This is a genomic window from Roseovarius sp. 10, from assembly GCF_033100315.1.
Taxonomy (GTDB): Bacteria; Pseudomonadota; Alphaproteobacteria; order Rhodobacterales; family Rhodobacteraceae; genus M30B80.
Window position 1 is genome coordinate 296,002 of record NZ_JAWLVH010000001.1, and the last position, 20,091, is coordinate 316,092.

General features: G+C 56.8%; 18 protein-coding genes. 10 read left to right on the plus strand and 8 right to left on the minus strand.

The window, feature by feature from the left end:
* Positions 1-4 precede the first annotated feature (4 nt).
* The 3 genes from RYZ18_RS01425 to hpt all read right to left on the minus strand — a co-directional run bounded on the left by RYZ18_RS01425 (position 5) and on the right by hpt (position 1,421).
* Positions 5-472, minus strand: a complete 468-nt coding sequence (locus RYZ18_RS01425; protein WP_317654605.1) for a c-type cytochrome — start codon at positions 470-472, stop codon at positions 5-7.
* Between the two features lie 185 nt (positions 473-657).
* The gene (locus RYZ18_RS01430; protein WP_317654606.1) at positions 658-819 is read right to left on the minus strand and encodes a hypothetical protein; all 162 of its coding nucleotides are present in this window, start codon (positions 817-819) and stop codon (positions 658-660) included.
* A gap of 65 nt (positions 820-884) precedes the next feature.
* Positions 885-1,421, minus strand: coding sequence for a hypoxanthine phosphoribosyltransferase (gene hpt, locus RYZ18_RS01435; RefSeq protein WP_317654607.1), 537 nt, complete (start codon positions 1,419-1,421; stop codon positions 885-887).
* A gap of 78 nt (positions 1,422-1,499) precedes the next feature.
* On the opposite strand from hpt, the gene RYZ18_RS01440 reads away from it, so the two are divergent.
* Positions 1,500-1,952 (plus strand): type II toxin-antitoxin system RatA family toxin, encoded by a 453-nt coding sequence (locus RYZ18_RS01440; RefSeq protein ID WP_317654608.1) that lies wholly within the window; start codon positions 1,500-1,502, stop codon positions 1,950-1,952.
* A 48-nt stretch (positions 1,953-2,000) separates the two neighbouring features.
* Here the strand turns inward: RYZ18_RS01440 and RYZ18_RS01445 are convergent, their stop codons facing one another.
* The 4 genes from RYZ18_RS01445 to RYZ18_RS01460 all read right to left on the minus strand — a co-directional run bounded on the left by RYZ18_RS01445 (position 2,001) and on the right by RYZ18_RS01460 (position 5,483).
* Positions 2,001-3,182 (minus strand): ammonium transporter, encoded by a 1,182-nt coding sequence (locus tag RYZ18_RS01445; protein WP_317654609.1) that lies wholly within the window; start codon positions 3,180-3,182, stop codon positions 2,001-2,003.
* Between the two features lie 149 nt (positions 3,183-3,331).
* The gene (locus RYZ18_RS01450) at positions 3,332-3,811 is read right to left on the minus strand and encodes a CinA family protein (protein ID WP_317654610.1); all 480 of its coding nucleotides are present in this window, start codon (positions 3,809-3,811) and stop codon (positions 3,332-3,334) included.
* Positions 3,799-4,287 carry a phosphatidylglycerophosphatase A gene (locus tag RYZ18_RS01455; protein WP_317654611.1) on the minus strand — a complete coding sequence of 163 codons (489 nt, stop codon included), beginning with the start codon at positions 4,285-4,287 and terminating at the stop codon, positions 3,799-3,801. The genes RYZ18_RS01450 and RYZ18_RS01455 overlap by 13 nt, the downstream gene beginning before the upstream one ends.
* The gene (locus RYZ18_RS01460; protein ID WP_317654612.1) at positions 4,284-5,483 is read right to left on the minus strand and encodes a bifunctional 2-C-methyl-D-erythritol 4-phosphate cytidylyltransferase/2-C-methyl-D-erythritol 2,4-cyclodiphosphate synthase; all 1,200 of its coding nucleotides are present in this window, start codon (positions 5,481-5,483) and stop codon (positions 4,284-4,286) included. Before RYZ18_RS01460 ends, RYZ18_RS01455 begins: the two co-directional genes overlap by 4 nt.
* 192 nt (positions 5,484-5,675) lie before the next feature.
* Here RYZ18_RS01460 and dusB point away from each other — a divergent pair, with 192 nt between their 5' ends.
* The 9 genes from dusB (at position 5,676) to hflX (ending at position 17,620) form a co-directional block, all read left to right on the plus strand.
* Positions 5,676-6,680 (plus strand): tRNA dihydrouridine synthase DusB, encoded by a 1,005-nt coding sequence (gene dusB, locus RYZ18_RS01465; protein ID WP_317654613.1) that lies wholly within the window; start codon positions 5,676-5,678, stop codon positions 6,678-6,680.
* On the plus strand, positions 6,677-7,744 hold the full coding sequence (locus RYZ18_RS01470) for a two-component system sensor histidine kinase NtrB (protein WP_317654614.1): 1,068 nt from the start codon (positions 6,677-6,679) through the stop codon (positions 7,742-7,744). Before dusB ends, RYZ18_RS01470 begins: the two co-directional genes overlap by 4 nt.
* 15 nt (positions 7,745-7,759) lie before the next feature.
* Positions 7,760-9,154 (plus strand): response regulator, encoded by a 1,395-nt coding sequence (locus tag RYZ18_RS01475; protein WP_317654615.1) that lies wholly within the window; start codon positions 7,760-7,762, stop codon positions 9,152-9,154.
* A 21-nt stretch (positions 9,155-9,175) separates the two neighbouring features.
* Positions 9,176-11,503 carry a PAS domain-containing sensor histidine kinase gene (locus RYZ18_RS01480; protein WP_317654616.1) on the plus strand — a complete coding sequence of 776 codons (2,328 nt, stop codon included), beginning with the start codon at positions 9,176-9,178 and terminating at the stop codon, positions 11,501-11,503.
* Between the two features lie 13 nt (positions 11,504-11,516).
* The gene (locus tag RYZ18_RS01485; protein ID WP_317654617.1) at positions 11,517-12,905 is read left to right on the plus strand and encodes a sigma-54 dependent transcriptional regulator; all 1,389 of its coding nucleotides are present in this window, start codon (positions 11,517-11,519) and stop codon (positions 12,903-12,905) included.
* Positions 12,906-13,013: 108 nt separating this feature from the next.
* Positions 13,014-14,390 carry a Trk system potassium transporter TrkA gene (gene trkA, locus RYZ18_RS01490; protein ID WP_317654618.1) on the plus strand — a complete coding sequence of 459 codons (1,377 nt, stop codon included), beginning with the start codon at positions 13,014-13,016 and terminating at the stop codon, positions 14,388-14,390.
* 60 nt (positions 14,391-14,450) lie between these two features.
* A complete protein-coding gene (locus tag RYZ18_RS01495; protein WP_317654619.1) occupies positions 14,451-15,959 on the plus strand; it encodes a TrkH family potassium uptake protein in 1,509 nt (502 codons plus the stop codon).
* A 132-nt stretch (positions 15,960-16,091) separates the two neighbouring features.
* Positions 16,092-16,325 carry an RNA chaperone Hfq gene (gene hfq, locus RYZ18_RS01500; protein ID WP_317654620.1) on the plus strand — a complete coding sequence of 78 codons (234 nt, stop codon included), beginning with the start codon at positions 16,092-16,094 and terminating at the stop codon, positions 16,323-16,325.
* Positions 16,326-16,369: 44 nt separating this feature from the next.
* Positions 16,370-17,620, plus strand: a complete 1,251-nt coding sequence (gene hflX / locus RYZ18_RS01505) for a GTPase HflX (protein WP_317655782.1) — start codon at positions 16,370-16,372, stop codon at positions 17,618-17,620.
* Here hflX and RYZ18_RS01510 read toward each other — a convergent pair.
* Complete coding sequence (locus RYZ18_RS01510; protein WP_317654621.1) at positions 17,617-20,091, minus strand: penicillin acylase family protein; 2,475 nt, start codon at positions 20,089-20,091, stop codon at positions 17,617-17,619. The genes hflX and RYZ18_RS01510 overlap by 4 nt on opposite strands.

Below are 20,091 nucleotides of genomic sequence, written 5' to 3' on the forward strand. Positions count from 1 at the left end.
TGTCTTATTGGGGCTGGCGATAGGCATCGTGGCAGGCGCCGCAGCTGCCCCCCACAGGGCCAAGCGCCGCTTGCATCGCCTCAAGGCCGTTGCCCGCTGCGGCCTGCAACCCTGTCGCGGCTGTGCCAAAGGCCGCCCATTTTGCAAGAAAATCGTCCTGATTTTCCCAAATGGCGGGCAAGGCGCGATTGGTCGTTGCGGCCATCATGTCGCTGCCTTCGGGCCAGTTAAAGGCTTGGTTCAATTGCGAAATTGCCGCCAGATTATCTGCCGCAATTTGTGCCTGTGCAGCGTCATATTCCACTGTGCCGCGCGCCATACCGCCCAAGACCCCAATATTCAGCGCCATAATCTTGAACTGCCCCTGACGCGCACCAATCGCCCCTTCATTGGCAAAAGCAGGCAGGCCCGCCATAGCAAGAGCAGCAGCCAGTAAGATGGATTTGGTCGTGAAACTTGCAGAAAACGTCATGTGAAACCCTCCGTTTCATGCGGGATTGTTAATCGGTCGTCCCAAATGACCCGTCCAGCATCAGGTCACCACCAGCAGTATCGCGACATTCAAGCACGAATGGTACGAACTTTATATGCTAATTTTGCACAAGACCTGTGCCATAGCGCGCTAAGGTCACAAGATTGTGAGAGACATGACCGGCCCTAACGCGGGGGTAAGGTTAGGGCATCGGGCCAAAATCCCAAACGCTCGGCAATAAAGATTGCAAATACAATCGCGAAAATCACCAATAGGCGCTTCACCTGCTGCGCCGATGGCGGGTTGCGCGCCCATTTGGCCGCCCGCATCAACCATATTGGCCCCATCTTCCACCCCCAAAACCGATTTAGCCCCTGTCATATGGGGGTAGATCGCCTTGGCTGCAATTAACTTAGGTGAACCGCACGGCGCCGATATAGGGCAAATTACGATTTCGTTGCGCGTAATCAATGCCATAGCCCACAACAAAATGATCGGGAATTTCGAACCCCGTCCATGTGGCGCTGATGTCCACCCCGCGGCGCACGGGTTTATCCAAAAGCGCGATTGTTTCTAATCGTTTCGGATCGCGCGATTTTAACAGCGACAGAACATGGCTCAAGGTAAACCCTGTATCCACGATATCCTCGACAACCAACACATCGCGCCCCCCGATTTCGCCGCGCAAATCCTTGAGAATCCGCACTTCCCGCGAGGAGGTCATTTCATTCCCGTAGGAAGACGCCTCTAAGAAATCGACTTCAACAGGCAAGTTCAATTCGCGCAACAGATCCGCGATAAACATGAATGATCCGCGCAAAAGCCCCACAACCACCAGTTTATCGGTATCCTCAAATCGCGCTTCAATCTCGCGTGCCAATTCCTCGATCCGCGCGGCAATGGCCTTGGCCGAGATTAAAACGTCAATTTCATAGGGGCGATCTGTCATTTTCTTGCGCTCATTACCTTGAATTCCGCCGCCATATCTAAGACATCACAAGGTGCAAAGAAAGATGAAAGGCTGTCTATGCCCTCCCATTCCGAGACGCGCACGCTGCCCTATCGCGCCCATGAGATCTATGATCTTGTGGCGGATGTGGCGCGCTATCCTGAATTCATCCCTTGGGCCGTGGCCGCACGCGTGCGCAGTGTCACAGATCAGGGCGACCATCGCGAAATGTTGGCGGACTTAATCGTCGGTTTTAAGATGTTTCGCGAAAAATTTGGCAGCCGCGTGCGCCTGTTCGATGCAGAAATGCGGATTGAAACCGCCTATATTGATGGGCCTTTTCACCATATGATATCCAATTGGCGCATGCGTGATTTGCCCGAGGGCGGGTGCGAGGTCAGCTTTGATGTGGATTTCGAATTCAAAAACCGCCTGCTGCAAGGGGCGGCAGGCATGTTTTTCCATGAGGCGATGACGCGGATTGTGCGCGCCTTTGAGGCCCGCGCAGAGGCGTTATATGGGAAAAAATAAAAAGCGGGCCTGACAGCCCGCTTTCATGTCGTCAGGTAAATCTTTGATTTAGCTGCTCATATCATAGGCGCGTTCGCCATGGACGCTGAGATCAAGGCCATTTACTTCGGTCTCCGCATCCACGCGCAGCGGCGTGATCATGCCAACGAGTTTTACAAGGGCCACGGTCAAGACGATGGTGTAAGCGCCAACCACCGCCAAGGCGCCAAGCTGCGCCACCCATGCACCCTGTCCAAAGACGGCGATCATGATGGTGCCGAAAATCCCGCCCACACCATGCACAGCGAAGACATCCAATGTGTCGTCAATCTTGACCTTGTTGCGGATCAAATTCACCGCCTCTTGGCAAAGAATGCCCGCAATCGTCCCGATGATCAGCGCCGCCACAGGCCCGACAAAGCCAGAGGCAGGGGTGATAGAGGCCAAACCTGCAATCGTGCCTGTGACGACACCCACAAGCGAGGTTTTGCCGTATTTCACGCGCTCCCACAGGCCCCAGCTAAGCGAGGCTGCTGCGGCAGAAATATGCGTGACCGTCAGCGCCATTGCCGCGCTGCCATCCGCCGCAAGCTGACTGCCGCCGTTAAAGCCGAACCAACCCACCCACAGCATCGCGGCCCCGATCATCACAAAGCCCGGATTGTGGGGGGGCGTGGTTTGATTTTTCCGTGCGCCCAAGAAAACTGCGATCACCAAGGCCGCAAGGCCTGCGGTTTCATGCACGACAATCCCGCCCGCGAAATCGCGCACGCCTGTCTCGCCAAAGATGCCACCATCCGACATCATACCGCCGCCCCAGATCCAATGCACGACAGGCGCATAAACGATCAGCATCCAAAGCGCAGAAAACAAAAGCACAAAGCCAAACCCAACCCGTTCCACATAGGCGCCCACAATCAAGGCGGGCGTGATAATGGCAAAGGTCATTTGGAACGCGAAAAACAGGATTTCCGGCAGGCTGCCAGACAGGCTATCTGCGGTAACCCCGTTGAGAAATGCCTTGTCCAACCCGCCCCAAAATCCTGAGGTGCCAGACCCAAAGGCGATGGAGTAGCCAAAAGCGAGCCATAAAATCGACATCAAACAGGCGATTGCGTAGCAATGCATAAACACGCTGAGCACGTTGCGCGCACGCACCAACCCTCCATAGAAAAGCGCCAAGCCTGGCAAGGTCATGAACAAAACCAACGCTGTGGCGACTATGATCCACGCTGTATCGGCAGCATTCATTGCATCGTCCCTTCTTTTGTCATTTGCCCGCCTCAAAGCGGGATTCATCTGACGAAAAAAGAGGCAAGCTGTGAAATGGGCGCTGAAATCTTGGTCAATCTTCAAATTGGCGCGAAATTAATGCGCAAATTACACGCTATGCTTAAATTTTAATCGCTTTGCGAAATGGCGTCGTGCAGCAGGCGCAAGGCGTAATCGCGCGCGGCGATGCGCACATTCGCGCGTCCAAGCGCACCAAAATCAACTTGCTCGACCGCCACGCCCGCAGGGCTTGCAAGGCCAAAGCAAACGCGGCCCTCAGGTTTATGTGCGCTACCCCCAGGCCCTGCGATGCCGGTAATCGACACGGCCATCTCAACCCCCGCACGGGTTTTCGCGCCGAGGGCCATTTCACGCGCAACCTCGTTTGAAACCGCGCCAAACGCGGCAAGCGTCTCAGGCGAGACACCGAGAAGGTCAATTTTGGCCTGATTGGAATAGGTGACAAAGCCGCGCTCAAACACGGCGCTTGATCCCGCAATATCGGTCAGCGCGGCACTGACCATGCCGCCCGTGCAGCTTTCGGCAGTCGCGATGCGCAGCCCCTTGTCGCGGGCCGTCTGGATGATATCCGCGCTTAAATCAGCCATAGATGCGCGATCGCGGCCAGAATTGCGACCACAAGCGCGGCAAGCCAGCCTGCAATCACATCATCCATCATCACCCAAACCCCGCCGCGCTTGGCATCTGCCCAAGCCACGGGGGCGGGTTTCCAAATGTCGAAAAGGCGAAACGCGACAAAGGCCGTTAGAATGCCCGGCCATAGCGCCAAGATAGAGACATCAGCGAAGATAGCCCCACAAGAGACGGGCCAGAGCGCGATCCATTGTCCTGCGACCTCGTCAATCACAAATTCCGAAGGGTCATCTTCCGCGCCACTGCGGATTTCGGTTTCAATCGCCCATGATCCAAGGGCAAAGACGGCGATTGTCGCCATAGCAAGCAGCCAAAACCCGCCCAATTCATGCAAGGCCCATGCAAGCGGCAGCGCGGCCAAGCTGCCCCATGTGCCAGGGGCAGGGCGCAGGCGACCCACGCCAAAAACAGTTGCAATCCAATATGTCATGGTTTCACCAATGTGACTGTGGCCATCGCGGCGATCCCTTCTTTGCGGCCTGTAAAGCCCAGTTTTTCGGTTGTTGTGGCTTTGACCGATACGCGATCTAGGTCGATGCTCAGCAATTCTGCCAAACGCGCACGCATCGCGGCTGAGACGGGCCCGATCTTTGGGGCCTCGCACATGAAGGTCAGATCAACATTACTGATCCCATAGCCACGCGATGCTGCCAGTTTGACCGCATGAATGAGGAAAATGTCGCTTGGCGCGCCTTTCCATTGCGGGTCGGATGGCGGGAAATGGGTGCCAATATCCCCTTCGGCCAAGGCCCCGTAAATCGCATCTGTTACCGTGTGCAACCCAACATCCGCGTCCGAATGCCCTTTGAGCGCGCGATCATGCGGAATTTTAACCCCGCAGAGGATGACGTGATCCCCCGCGCAAAAGGCATGAACATCAAAGCCATTACCAATCCGAATATCCATTGCGCCGCTTGCCCCTATGACATGGCCCGCGCGGATAAAATCCGCCGCTGTGGTCAGTTTAAAATTTTGTTCATCCCCCGCAACCACCTTAATTTTCACGCCATGCGCTAGGGCAATTGCGACATCATCTGCGGCGTCTTCGCTTGCGGCGGCATAGGCTTGTGAAATGGTGGGATAATGAAAGGCTTGTGGCGTTTGTGCGCGAAACAATCCGTCTCGAGATTGAATTTGTGAAACGTGGCCTTCGCCCGCGCGCCACAGGGCATCGGTCATGGGCAGGGCAGGTGCGGCAGCAAAACAGCCGGGTTCGCGCAGCGCGGCAATCACATCTTGCACGATGCGGGCCGCCACAAAGGGGCGCGCGGCATCATGGATCAAAACATGGGCGGTTTTATCCCTCACGGCGGCCAAACCCGCCTGCACCGAGGCGCTGCGCGTGGCCCCGCCAGGGGCAAGTGTAACTCGCGCGGCATCCGCCCCAAGCGCCTCACGGGCGAGCGCCTCATCATCGGGGTGAATAACCACGATGGTTTGCGCGAAATCAGCAGCATCCCAGAGCGCCTGAACGGCGCGGCGTAAAACGGGGACGCCCCCCAAACTGCGATATTGTTTGGGCAAACCGCCGCCTGCGCGCGTGCCCCGCCCCGCGGCCACAACCAGCGCCACGAGCGGTGCAGCCGTCAAAGAGTGTGCGGTGTGGGATGGGCCAGATTTATCCATGGATCAGGTGATAGGGGCTAAGCCTATGACGCACAATACGGATCAACGTCCTGCACATTTTTTGGTCGTGGTGATTAAATATTGTGCATTTGTGTAAATTGCCCCAGTATAAGGTGGCGTTTCCTTTGATCTCCCGCCCCAAAGCAGATTAGGCCAAACCCAACTGCACAAAGAATAGGCAGCACAGCGCATATGCCCATCCAACTTGGCGATATCAGTCTTGACCCGCCCGTCTTTCTGGCCCCGATGGCAGGGATCACCGATTTGCCGTATCGCAAATTGGTTGCGTCTTTCGGCGCGGGGTTGGTCGTCTCAGAGATGGTTGCAAGCCAAGATATGGTCAACGCCAAGCCCGCCGCCCGCGCGAAGGCCGAGCTTGGGTTCGGCATTGCGGCCTCAGCCGTTCAATTGGCTGGCCGTGACCCCCATTGGATGGGGGAGGCCGCCCGCATGGCAGAGGCCGAAGGCGCAAGGATCATTGATATCAATATGGGCTGCCCTGCGAAAAAGGTCACATCTGGCTCAGGTGCGGGGGCCTGTGGGGCGGCTTTGCTGCGCGATTTGTCTCATGCTCGCGCCGTCCTTGAGGCGGTGACACATGCGGTTGCAGTTCCCGTCACCCTAAAGATGCGCCTTGGTTGGGATGATGCGTGCGAAAACGCACCGCAGGTCGCCCGTATGGCCCAAGATTTGGGGATTGCGATGCTAACCGTGCATGGCCGCACGCGCGCACAGTTCTATAAGGGCCATGCCAATTGGCAGGCCATTCGTGCCTTTCGTGAGGTGGTTGATATTCCGCTGATCGCCAATGGCGATATCGTGGATCCGCAAAGCGCCACGCGGGCCATGGCGCAATCGGGGGCGAATGGCGTCATGGTGGGGCGCGGTGCGCAAGGGCGGCCTTGGGTGCTGCGCGATATCGCGGCGGGCCTATCGGGCCAGACGCGCGCTGATGCCCCCAAAGGCGCGGCTCTTTTTCAGATCATCGCGCGCCATTACGAGGATATGCTGTCCTTCTACGGCAAAACACTGGGGGCAAAGGTCGCCCGCAAGCATCTGGGTTGGTATCTGGATGCGGCTGGGGTTGGGGATGCGCCACGGCGTGCCGTGCTGACCACAGATGACCCCGAGCAGGTTTTGCGCCTGCTGCGCGCGGCCCTAACCGATGAACGCGCACAAACGGGCTGCGCCGCATGAGCCCTGTAACCTCTGATATGATCTGGTCATCCTTGCCAATCCCCGTGCTGATCATTGACGGGGGCGATTTGATCCTATCGGTCAATCCTGCGGCTGAGACATTTCTGAACGCCTCAGAGCGCAGTTTGACAGGCAACCCAGTCTGGGATCGCGTCTTTGTGGATGCCCCGATGGAGGAGGCATTGGCCCGCGTGCGTCAAGGTCAATCCGCGCTTTTTGTGGGCGGTGTGGATGTTGGCACGGGATCTAAAAAACCAGTATCTTGTGACGTGCAGCTTGCCCCTGTGAGCGAGGGGGGCGATCAGGTGATGATGCTGCTTGAAAGCCGCGAATTGGCGGGGCGGCTTGATCGGGGCTTGGTCAGTAAATCCGCCGCGCGGTCAGCCATTGGTATGGCCGAGATGCTGGCCCATGAGATCAAAAACCCACTTGCAGGCATCACGGGTGCCGCGCAGTTGATATCGATGAATGCCAGCGGCGAAGACCGCGAGTTGACCGATCTCATCGTAGAGGAAACGCGGCGTATCGTAAAACTGCTTGAGCAGGTCGAAGAATTCGGAAACCTGCGCCCGCCTGAATGTAAGGCGGTAAATATCCACGATATCCTTGATCGCGCGCGCAAATCTGCGGCGGTGGGGTTTGCTGCGCATATGCGCATTTTGGATCAATATGACCCGTCTTTGCCGCCGACTTGGGTGGACTCGGATCAGATTTTGCAGGTGTTCTTGAACCTTTTGAAAAACGCCGCCGAAGCGGGCCGTGAAGGGGGCACAATCACCATTCGCAGTTTTTACGAGGCAGGCTTGCGACTGCGCAAGCGCGATGGCAGCGCCGCGTCTATGCCCCTGCAGGTCGAGATCATTGACGATGGCCCAGGCATTGCGCTCGAGCGTCAAAGCGAAATTTTTGAACCCTTCGTATCGGGGCGCGAAAATGGCACGGGGCTTGGCCTTGCCTTGGTTTCTAAAATCATTTCCGACCACGATGGCTGGATCGCGCTGGACAGCGTGCCAGGCCGAACAGTGTTTCGGATATCTTTGCCAATCGCGCCGCGCGGCGTGTGAGTAGGAGTTGAGACGATGGATGGCACCGTTCTGGTTGCAGATGATGACCGCACAATCCGCACTGTATTGACGCAGGCGTTGACGCGGGCAGGGTGCAAGGTTCACGCAACCTCTAGCTTGATGACGCTGATGCGGTGGGTCGAAGAAGGCAAGGGTGATCTGGTGATATCCGATGTGGTCATGCCAGATGGCAACGGCCTTGAGACATTGCCGAAGATCACCGAAACGCGCCCCGGCCTGCCGGTCATCATCATATCGGCCCAAAACACGATCATGACGGCGATCCAAGCCACCGAAAAAGATGCCTATGATTATTTGCCTAAACCCTTTGACTTGCCAGATTTGATGAAACGCGCGGCCCGCGCGCTGGATCAAAAACGGCGGGCCGCCGTTGCGCCGCCTGCGCGGGATACTGGCGCTGATGGTGAGGCGCGCGCCACTGTCGCGCAGCATGATCTGCCGCTTGTGGGGCGCACGGCAGCGATGCAGGCGCTCTATCGATTGGTTGCGCGGGTGATGAACACCGATCTGCCCGTTCTGATTTCTGGCGAAAGCGGCACGGGCAAAAGCCTGATTGCACGGGCGATCCATGATTTTTCAGACCGCCGTACGCTGCCTTTTGTTGTGGCGAGCGCCGATGATCTTGAGGGGGTCGATGGGCCATCCACGCTGCTTGCGCGGGCCAAGGGCGGCTCGATCCTGTTTGATGAGGTGTCTGATCTCAGCGATGAGGCGCAGGCCCGTATCGTGCGTCTGCTTGACACGATGCGCGAGAATGATGCCCGTGTGATGGCCACAAGCCAGCGCGATCTGTCCGAAAAAATGGATGCAGGCGATTTCCGTCAAGATTTATTCTACCGCCTTGGGGGCGTGTCGATTTCTGTGCCCTCCTTGCGCGAAAGGGTGGATGATATTGCGCTTTTGGCCGAGCATTTCTTGATCCGCGCTGAACGCGATGGCATGCCCTTGCGCCGCTTGTCTGATGATGCGGTTGAATTGATGCGTGCCTATTCATGGCCGGGAAATGTGCGGCAATTGGAAAATACCATTCGCCGTTTGGTGGTCACAGGACAGGGCGAAGAAATCGCGCGTGCCGAATTGCAAATTGTGCTTGGCAACCAGCCCGCGATGGAGCCATTAACAGGCGGCGGCGATGGGGATCGTTTATCCGCCTCTGTGGCCAAGCATTTGCGGCGTTATTTTGATCTTCACGGCGGTGTTTTGCCGCCCCCAGGCTTGCACGCACGAATCCTGCGCGAAGTGGAAACGCCACTTTTGGAAATTGCGCTTGAGGCCACGGGCGGCAATCAGGCGAAATGTGCTGATTTGCTCGGGATCAATCGAAATACCCTCAGAAAGAAAGTCTCTGATCTCGATATACGCGTGACACGGCGGCGCAAATTGATGTAAACCCGCCACAGGGCGTGACATATGGGCGACATATGGCGCGCGTCAGGCGAAATTCGTGGCCGCGTTTCGGGGCCGCGTAAAATACAGGCGGGGCAGGTGGCAAAGCCATCAAATGATAAGGCGATATCGGCTTGGCGCCGATTGATCCTGTTACAAAGCACCAAGCGCTTGCGCAATGCGGGCACGTTGGGGCTTGTAACGCTCGGGCCTGTATTGGCACTTCTGACATTTTTGGTGCTTGGCCCGCTTGGCGATTTAGCCTCTTCGCCTGCCTTGCGCCTAATCTTGTTGGCGGATTTGGTCTACATTCTTGTAATCGCCGCGCTCGTGGCGCGCCAAGTGGTGCGGATGATCGCAGCACGGCGCAGCCGCTCGCAAGGATCGCGATTGCATATGCGCCTGACAGGCGTCTTTGCGATTGTTGCACTTTTGCCGACCATTTTGGTAGCGGTTTTTGCAACCATCACCCTGAACATGGGACTTGAAGGATGGTTTTCGACCCGCGTTTCAGGCGCACTTGGCAATTCGGTGGATGCCGCCATCGCCTATCAGCAAGAACATCGCACGGATTTAGACGAAGATGCGCGCGCCCTTGCGGCCTTTTTGGACAATGCCGCACGCAATGACGGGGCTACCACCGATGGCGACCTTCGCCGCCTTTTGGGGCAGGGGCAGGGCCTTATTCAGCGTGGTCTGCGCGAGGCTTATGTGATCAGTGCAACAGGCGAAATTCGCGCGCGCGGCGAACGCTCGTATTTGTTTGATTATGATCAACCCAGTGACGCTGATCTTATCCGTGCGGCTGAGGGTGAGGTCGTGTTGATCGAAGATCGCGCCCAAAATGAGTTCCGCGCCCTGCTGAAGCTCTCGCAATATCTTGACCGCTATCTCTATGTCAGCCGCGAGGTGGATGGGCAGATTATGTCGCTGCTCGATGAAACCCAACAAACTGTGCAGCTTTACAGGCAATTGGAAAATGAGCGCGGGCGCGTTTTATTCGAATTTGGCCTGCTCTATATTGGCTTTGCTCTGATTGTGATCATGGCGGCCATTTGGTTGGGGCTGTGGTTTGCCGAACGTCTGTCGCGTCCCGTGGGGCGGTTGGCCGCCGCTGCTGAGCGGATCGGTGACGGTGATCTTGAGGCGCGCGTGCCTGAAGAAAAAAGCGGGGATGAAATCGCAACGCTTGGTCGCGTGTTTAACCAGATGACCCTGCAACTTAAGGCGCAGCGCGATCGCTTGGTTGAACAAAATGACAGAACCGAGGGGCAAAGACGCCTCTTTGATAGTGTGCTTGGGTCGGTTACGGCTGGCGTGATTGGTGTCACAGCAGAGGGCGATGTTGAGTTTATCAACCGCTCTGCGCAGCGGCTTTTGAGCCTGTCTGAGGATGAATTGCAGCATCACGGTGCCTTGGCGGCGCTTGTGCCAGAATTTGCTGATCTGCCCTCGCGCTTGCGGGAACGGGGCAGCGATACGTTGCAAGAGGAATTGCGCCTCACCCGTAATGGGGCGCAAGAGACGCTTTTGGTGCGCATCGCGGTGCGGGGGCGCAGTGATGGCGCGATTGAGGGATATGTGGTTGCATTTGATGATGTCAGCGATTTGGTCGCGGCACAGCGCATGGCCGCATGGGGCGATGTCGCGCGGCGCATTGCACATGAGATCAAAAACCCACTCACCCCTATTCGTTTGTCAGCGGAACGTGCGGCGCGTAAATTTACCAAGATTTTGCCCGAAGAAGACGGTCAAAGCCTTAAAGAGTTGACCGATGTGATCGTGCGCCAGACCAATGATCTGGCCCATATTGTGGATGAGTTCTCGCGCTTTGCGCGTATGCCTGAACCAAGCCGCCGCCGTGAGGATATCGCCAAGCTGTTGGAGGGGGTTGTGACCCTTCAACGCGCAGGTCAGCCTGAGGTTGAGATCACCCTGACAAAGCCCGAAGGCGAGATTTGGGCCGAGATTGACGCAACCATGATCGGGCAAGCCTTTACCAATTTGATCAAAAACGCGGGCGAGGCCATCGAAACATATTGCGAGAAACATCCACAAACGCCCCATCACGGCGAGATCCGCGTGGATTTGGTGGTCGAGACTGGTGCAGCGCAGCCCGTGCTGAAAATTACAATCAGCGACAATGGAATAGGCCTGCCCGAAGACCGTGCGCGCCTCTTTGAGCCCTACGTCACCACCCGTGAAAAGGGGACAGGGCTTGGCCTGGCGATTGTGAAAAAAATAATCGAAGAACATGGCGCAAGCCTAGAATTGAGAGATGCGCCGCCATTTGGGGATGGCGCGCATCAAGGAGCGCAGGCGGTGATCCACCTGCCGTTAATGATTGGCTAAATGAGGGGTATTCATGGCTGATATACTTGTTGTCGATGATGAGCGTGATATTCGCGAATTGGTTTGCGATATTCTGCAGGATGAGGGGTTTTCCACGCGCATGGCGGGAAATTCCGATGAATGCATGGCGCAATTGCAGCAAGAGCTGCCCGCGCTGATCATCCTCGATATTTGGCTCAAAGACAGCCATATGGATGGGATTGATATCCTCAAAACAGTCAAGCGCGATATGCCAGAGGTGCCCGTGGTCATCATTTCCGGTCATGGGAATATCGAAATCGCGGTGGCTGCGATTAAACAGGGGGCTTATGATTTTATTGAAAAGCCCTTTAATATTGATCAGCTCTTGGTGGTCATTCGCCGCGCGATGGAGACGTCCAAACTGCGCCGCGAGAATTCGGCACTGAAGCGTGGCGAGACGCGGGTTGGCGAAATGCTTGGGCAATCTGCCACCTTCCGCAATCTCAAATCGCAATTGGATAAGGTCACGAAATCCAATGGTCGCGTGATGCTGACAGGCCCTGCGGGCAGCGGCAAGGAGATGGCCGCGCGCTATATTCATGCACATTCTAACCGTTCGGACGGGCCTTTTGTCACTGTGGCCTGTGCCGCGATTGCACCTGATCAGATGGAGGTGGTGCTGTTTGGCCGCGAAAGCCCCGAACGCGGGGTTGAGCAGGGGTTGCTTGAGCAGGCAAATGGCGGTGTTTTGCTGCTTGATGAGGTGGCAGATATGCCCCTTGGCACGCAGTCGAAAATCTTGCGGGTTTTGGTCGATCAGGCCTTTACCCGCGTTGGCGGTGCTTCAAAGGTGCATGTGGATTTGCGGGTGATTTCCTCAACGACAAAACATCTGCCGAACGAAATTTCCGAAGGTCGCTTCCGCGAGGAGCTGTATCACCGCCTCAATGTTGTGCCGATTGAGGTGCCAAGCCTTGAGGCGCGCAGCGAAGATATTCCGATCTTGGCTGAATATTTCATCGAGATGTTCCACCGCGAGCAAGGTCTGGCTTTGCGCAAAATTGCCGATGATGCGATGGCAACTTTGCAAACCATGCGTTGGCCAGGCAATGTGCGCCAATTGCGCAACTTGATCGAGCGCGTCTTGATCTTGGGCGAAGGGACAGGCCCGATCAGCTTGGATGATCTTCCCATGAGCGATGAAGGAAAATCAGGCACCAGTGAGGCCAGCCTCTCACCCGGTTTGACCATGCTGCCGTTGCGCGAGGCGCGTGAATTGTTCGAACGGCAATATCTGATGGCCCAGATCAACCGCTTTGGCGGCAATATCAGCCGAACTGCGGGCTTTGTCGGGATGGAGCGCAGCGCGCTGCACCGCAAGCTGAAATCGCTCGGCGTGGTGACATCTGGCAAGACGCAATCGGGCGAAGAGGTGGAGTGAGCCACAAGCGTAAGGGTGGGTATTGGTAATTGACCCCGTGCTGGGTTTCTGCCAATCCTGATCCCCTTGAAGGCGCACTGAACGTTATCGCGTAAGGATACGGGAAAGATGAAAGTCATCATTTGTGGCGCGGGCCAAGTGGGTTGGCAAATTGCGCGACATCTTTCAGGCGAAAGCAACGATGTAACGGTGGTGGATAACAACCCCGAATTGGTGCGCCGTGCGACCGATACGTTGGATGTGCAGGGCCTCACGGGGTTTGCCAGCCACCCCGATGTGCTTGAGCGCGCAGGGGCGCGCGATGCCGATATGGTTATCGCAGCTACCTATTCTGACGAGGTGAACATGGTCACCTGTCAGGTGGCGCACTCGGTCTTTGGGGTTCCGCGCAAAATCGCGCGATTGCGTGCGCAATCCTACCTCAAGGCGGACTATTCCGATCTCTATCGTAGGGATCACCTGCCCATTGATGTTGTAATTTCCCCCGAACGCGAGGTGGCCGAGGCCGCATTGCGCCGTTTGTCACAACCCGCAAGTTTTGAGTCCGAGGTATTCCTCAGCGGCAAGGTGCAGCTGCTCGGTATTCAGCTTGAGGATGACAGCCCCGTTTTGGAAACCCCGTTGCGTCAGTTGACGGAATTGTTCTCGACCTTGCGCGCGATGGTCGTGGGGGTGCGCCGTGACGGCACGCTTTTTGCCCCCGAACCCCGCGATCAGCTTTTTGCAGGGGATCAGATTTACGTCTTTACCCATACGGATGATGCGGCGCGCACCCTTGAGATTTTTGGCAAAACGCAATCGCGTCAAGAACGTGTGGTGATCATTGGCGGGGGCAATGTGGGGCTTGCTGTTGCGCGCAAATTGGAAAGTGCTGCACATCGTCCCCGCGTGCGTCTGATCGAGGCCAATCGCGCCCGCGCTGAACGGGCGGCAGATGCGTTGGAACGCTCCATCGTGCTTTATGGCGATGGCATGGATATCGAGATCCTGCGCGAGGCGGGGATTGATAAATCCGATGCCGTTCTTTGCGTCACGGATGACGATAAAACCAACCTTCTCGCCTCTGTGCGCGCCAAGGCCGAAGGGGCAGGGATGGCGATTGCGCTTGTGAATGATCCTACTATGGTGCCGATGATGGGCCCATTGGACATTGATGCCTATGTCAACCCGCGTGCAACTACAGTGTCGAGCATCCTGCGCCATATCCGCCATGGCCGTGTGCAAGGGGTTTATTCAATTGGCGATGCCGAGGCCGAGATCATCGAGGCCGAAGTAATGTCGACCTCGCCGCTTGCGGGTAAGCAAATCCGCGATATCGAATTCCCCGAGGGCGTTTTGGTTGGGGCGCTGTTGAAAGCGGGGGATGTGATCCGCCCTGCAGGCTCGACCCGTTTGGATGAGGGCGATATTATCGTGATGTTCGCCTTGTCGAAAGATGTGCCTGCGGTCGAGGCCTTGTTACAAGTCTCGGTCGATTTCTTTTAAGCAGCCGCCGCTGCGGCCCGCCCGTTTAGTCAGCCCGTGAAGTCAGCCCGTGAAGTCAGTATGAGCATTGGTCAAAGCATCGCTAAACTGCCGCTGTTCGTTGTCCTCATCGGGATTTCAGCAGCGGCGATGTTATTGCCCTCAATCGTGGCTTTGGGGCAAGACGACATGCCAACAAGCCGCGTCTTCTTTTACAGCGCAATTTTATTCTTCATTCTGGCAATGCTTCTTGGGTTTGTGACCACCAGTTCCGCGCGGGTGCAAACGGGGTGGACACAGCTGATCACCTTGCTTTTGGCCTATCTGCTTTTGCCGCTGATCTTGGCCTTTCCTATGGATGCCGCCATGGAGGATGCCCGCTTTTTCACCTGCTATATCGATATGGTTTCGAGCCTGACCACGACAGGCGCAAGCTTCTTTGATGCAGAACGCCTCAGCGATCCGTTGGTGATGTGGCGCGCGACTGTGGCGTGGTTTGGCGGTTTCCTAATCTGGCTCTCTGCGATTGCGATTTTGGCACCGCTGAATTTGGGCGGCTATGAGGTGACATCCGAGGCGCAGGTGCAGGGGCTTCAGACCCGATCAGCGGGGCAGATGCGCGCCGCTTCGCCAGAGCAGCGCCTTGTCAAACATGCACGCCGCTTGGCCCCGACCTATATCGCCTTGACGATTATCTTGTGGGTTTTGCTGATGATCACAGGGTCGGAAAGCTTGGCCGCGCTGATCCATGCAATGTCAACCTTGTCCACATCCGGGATCAGTTTGAATGGTCAAATTGGCTCTGTTGGGGCCGAGGCGATGGTTTTGATTTTCTTTATATTTGCCCTGTCACGCCGCAGTTTCACCCATGCGTTGAACCGCGAATACCCGCGCCGCATGTTAAAAGATCGTGAAGTGCGTCTGGCCTTGGCCGCGATTGTGATCGTGCCTGCGCTGTTGTTCCTGCGCCATTGGTTTGGCGCCGTTGAGACGGACACAGCGCAGTTTTCAGATGCAGTGGCATCCCTATGGGGGGGCATTTTCACCGTGGCCTCTTTCCTGACCACCACGGGCTTTGTCAGCCAAGGCTGGGATGCTGCAAGCCAATGGTCGGGCATCGATGCGCCGGGCATGGTGTTGATCGGTCTGGCCCTGATGGGGGGTGGGGTTGCGACCACGGCGGGCGGGGTGAAATTGCTGCGGGTTTACGCGCTCTATAAGCACGGGTTGCGCGAAGTCGAGAAACTGATCCACCCGCATTCGGTCGCGGGCGCAGGCCGCTTGGGGCGGCGCATCCGCCGTGAGGGGGCCTATATCGCATGGGTGTTTTTCATGCTTTTGACCCTCTCCATGGCGCTGTTCATGTGTCTTTTGGCGGCCACGGGCCTCGATTTTGAGACAGCCATGATTTTGACCATCTCTGCGCTCACCACTACAGGGCCTTTGGCCGCTGTTGGGGGGGAAACGGCGATCAGCTTCACGGGTTTGAATGACCTTGCCAAAATGTTACTGGCCTTTGCGATGATTGTGGGGCGGATGGAAACATTGGTGCTGGTCGCATTGATCTCGCCACGGTTCTGGCGCGGTTAATATATATTTTTTCACGTTTTATTTTGGCAGTTTGGAATCGGGGTTTAATTTTCCCAAAATTATCTTCATACTTAACGCAATCTGACAGTGTTTGGAGCCAACCAAACAGCACAACGATAAGGCGAAACTAAAATGGCCGACACGAAAACAAACTTGCAGGACTCTTTCCTGAACCATGTGCGCAAGGCAAAAGTGCCTGTGACAATTTTCTTGATTAACGGGGTGAAGCTGCAAGGCGTCATCACTTGGTTTGATAATTTCTGCGTGCTTCTGCGCCGCGATGGCCAGTCGCAGCTTGTCTATAAGCATGCGATCTCCACGATTATGCCCGCGCAACCAATCAGTCTCTATGAAGGCGAAGAGTGACGCCAAATAAGGGCCGTGATGAAGGTCTGACCAAGGGCGTGGATATGCGCGCCTTTGTTCTCCACCCTGACATCCTGAGCGATAAAAACCGTCCCGAACCCACCGCAGCCCTTGAGGAGGCGGTGTCGCTTGCTAGGGCGCTGCCTGATCTTGAGGTTGCCCTGTCTCAGGTGGTGCGACTGCCGGCGGCTAAGCCGGGGCGTTTGTTTGGCACGGGCAAATTGGCAGAATTGAAAGATCAAATCAAAGACCATGATGTGGGTCTTGTCTTGATCAATGGCGCAGTGACGCCCGTGCAGCAGCGCAATTTGGAAAAGGATTGGGGGGTCAAGCTGCTGGATCGCACAGGTCTGATCCTTGAGATTTTTGCAGCCCGCGCCGCCACCCGCGAGGGTGTGTTACAGGTCGATTTGGCGGCCCTATCCTATCAGCGCACCCGCCTTGTGCGTGCATGGACGCATCTTGAACGTCAGCGGGGTGGTTTGGGGTTCGTGGGCGGTCCTGGCGAAACCCAAATTGAGGCAGACCGCCGTGCCATTGACGCGCAAATGGTGCGCCTGAAGCGGCAATTAGAAAAGGTGGTCAAAACTCGATCTTTGCATCGCGCGGCGCGCGCCAAAGTGCCTTATCCCGTTGTGGCCTTGGTGGGATATACCAATGCGGGGAAATCCACGCTGTTCAATCGCGCAACGGGTGCGGATGTTTTGGCGCAAGATATGCTTTTTGCCACGCTTGATCCGACCATGCGCGCCATTCATTTGGCTGATGGGTCAGAGGTGATCTTGTCCGATACGGTTGGCTTTATCTCGGATTTGCCGACCCAATTGGTGGCGGCCTTTCGCGCCACCTTGGAGGAGGTTTTGGACGCTGACCTTATTTTGCATATGCGCGACATTTCGCACCCGCAAACCGAGGAACAGGCCGCCGAAGTGCATTTGATCCTTGAGCAATTGGGGGTGTCCAAGGATGTGCCGCAGATCGAAGTATGGAATAAGATCGACCGACTTAGCCCTGAGGCGCAGGACAGTTTGCGCGTGTTAGCCGCGCGGCGCACTGATGTTGTCGCAATGTCGGCATTGACAGGCGAGGGGGTAGATCACCTGCACCGCATGATTGCCGCGCAACTGGCCCCGCCAAAGATCACCGAAACCCTGCATCTGCCCCATTCCGCAGGCCGCGCGCGTGCATGGCTGTTTGAGCAGGGCGTGGTGCGCGAAGAGCACGTTGATGATCAGGGCCAGCATTTCACAGTCGAATGGACTGCCACCCAAAGTGCGCGGTTTTCAAAACTTTAGCGGGGGATCAAGGTTGTGATACCAAGATTTCCGGCCCGCGCAAGGGTTGGATCAAGGCTCATGGGAAGGTATTCGCCGCGCCGCCACAGTTCAGATAAGTCGTCATAATGACGGCTTAACGGATGGCCTGATTGGCCCGTGGAAATGACAAAGACACTGCTGTCGAGATCGGCAAAGTCATACACCCCGCGATAGCCTGCCGCGTGACGATTTTCATAGGGCGCATTCCCCTCCCATGAAATAGCCCCGCGCATCAGGCTATGCGGCCCGCCCGATGTGGATTGGCGGATGTTTACAATCCACGAAAAAAGATCGGTTTGGCCCAAGACGGGATGACGATGCACCGCCTCATGTGCCGCGCCCCACCGCCAACTGTCCAAATTCGCGCCATATGTCTCGCGCAATTCAAGCAAGGCATCGTCAAGCGCGGCCTCTGCGATTTCGGGGCAGGTCTCAACGCGCGATGTCGTTCGCAGATCACACCAGACCGCTGCGCCATCGATGTTACGGAACACGCGCTCGATAAAAATTGGTTCAACCGCATAAAATTGATCAGCCAAGGGGCCGATATCGTCACGGATCAGCCGCTGTTGCAGCGCGCGCATCCACGCGATGTAGATCAAGGGCTCGGGCATATGCTCGTTCATATTGCCGTCCCAATCCGCCAAACGCTCCAAGGCGCGGGCGCGCATCCGTTCGGGCGTGCCTTCGGGGGCGGTTGTGCTTGTGAACCACAACTCCGCCCCAACCAAAGGCAGAATATTCACAGCCGCAGCAGAGACGGGATCAAGCTGCGCTTCGATGAAACTATCGCGCGTATGCACTTCGCGCATTTGCATCAACCGCTGCCAGCGCAACACGCGCTGCGTATCGCCCCAATTATAGCTCAAATGATCTGGAAAGGCGCGATCTATCGTTTTGTTATTGGTGTTGCCAACGATCCCGCCCTCTGGGTTCACAAAGCTTGGATTGGCCTCAGCGGGCATCATGCCGCGCCATCGGTTCTGGTCAAGCCATCCTTGCGCAGGGATGCGCCCCTGACCAATCATCTCAGGATTGCGGCGGGGTTGGCGGCCAATGACCTGCAGCGCGATATTGCCTGCACTATCGGCCAAAGTCAGGTTTTGCGAGGGCGCGATATGAGCGCGCGTGGCGCGAATGGCTGCATCCACGGATTGCGCACGCATCAAGGCAAGCCCCGCTTGCAAACTGGTATTGCGGGGGTTGAGCGCCGTCCATGCCAAAGCCATGACATGGTTTTCAGGCGTGACCGTGCCCAAATCCCAATGGGTCGCAGGGATAACGGGGCCATTTCGGCTGTTGCGCAGAGTGATGGTTACAGGCGCACTATCGGCGACCTGAATAATCTCTTGGCGCGTTTCAAAGGGGATAAACTCCGCCCCCGCGCGGTAAAGCGTAGGATCGTTTGGATCAAGTTCTTCAACGAAGAGATCCATATCATCGATATAGGCCGAGGTCATGCCCCATGCCAAACGATCAGACCGCCCAACGGCCACGATGGGCATGCCAGGAATGGTCGCCCCAATTACCCCGCCTGAGGCCAGTTCAAGCCGCGCCAGATACCAAATCGATGGGGCGCTTAAACCCAAATGGGGGTCATTGGCCAGAAGGGTCGCGCCGCTTGTCGCGCGAAATGGGGCTGCGGCCCATGCGTTGGACGCCCCCGCAAGGCCGCGGGGCGCCACAGGATAGAGCGGGTCCTCAATGCGGGGCGTGGTTGTGATTTCAGCAAAATCACTGGGATCGGCGTTGAATAGGCTTGCATATTGCGGCAGCGCCGCGATGCCCGCACCCGGGGCATCGGGCAGCAAATCTCGAATGCGTTCAGGGCGATCTAGGGCCAAAATCGCGCGGGCCCGCAAGACATCGCTTTGCGCTTGGTCACTCAAGGTGAGGGCCATCAACATTGAGATTGCGATACTGTCTTGCGGTCGCCATGGGGCGATATCGGGTTCAAACAAGAACAATTCGGGCGCACCACGCCCTAAGGCCTCGCGCGCGATTTGATCCAACCACCCATTGACCCCTGCGGCATAGGCCTCGAGATCGTTGCGGGCGGCGGCCGAGTAATTGGCATAGGATGCTTCCGCATAGGCCTCGAGATCAAGGCGGCGCATAAGGTCATCGCTGCGTAGGCTGCGGTCTCCGAATATTTCAGAAAGGCGGCCTTGTGCCGTGCGGCGCAAAACCAACATCTGCCACAGCCTGTCTTGGGCATGCGCAACGCCAAGGCCGTAGAACACATCTTGGTCAGTCGTCCCAAAAATATGCGGGATTGCCCCTTGCGCGCGCACAATCTCGGCGCCGTTTTCCAAGCCTGCCATACGCCATGTGGCGTTATACTGGGGCAGGGATCGCGCGGCAAACCAATAGGCAATCGTGGTTGCAACCACAACCACAAAGATCACCACTGAGGTGATCCGCACAAACCAACGCAGCAGCGACCCCAT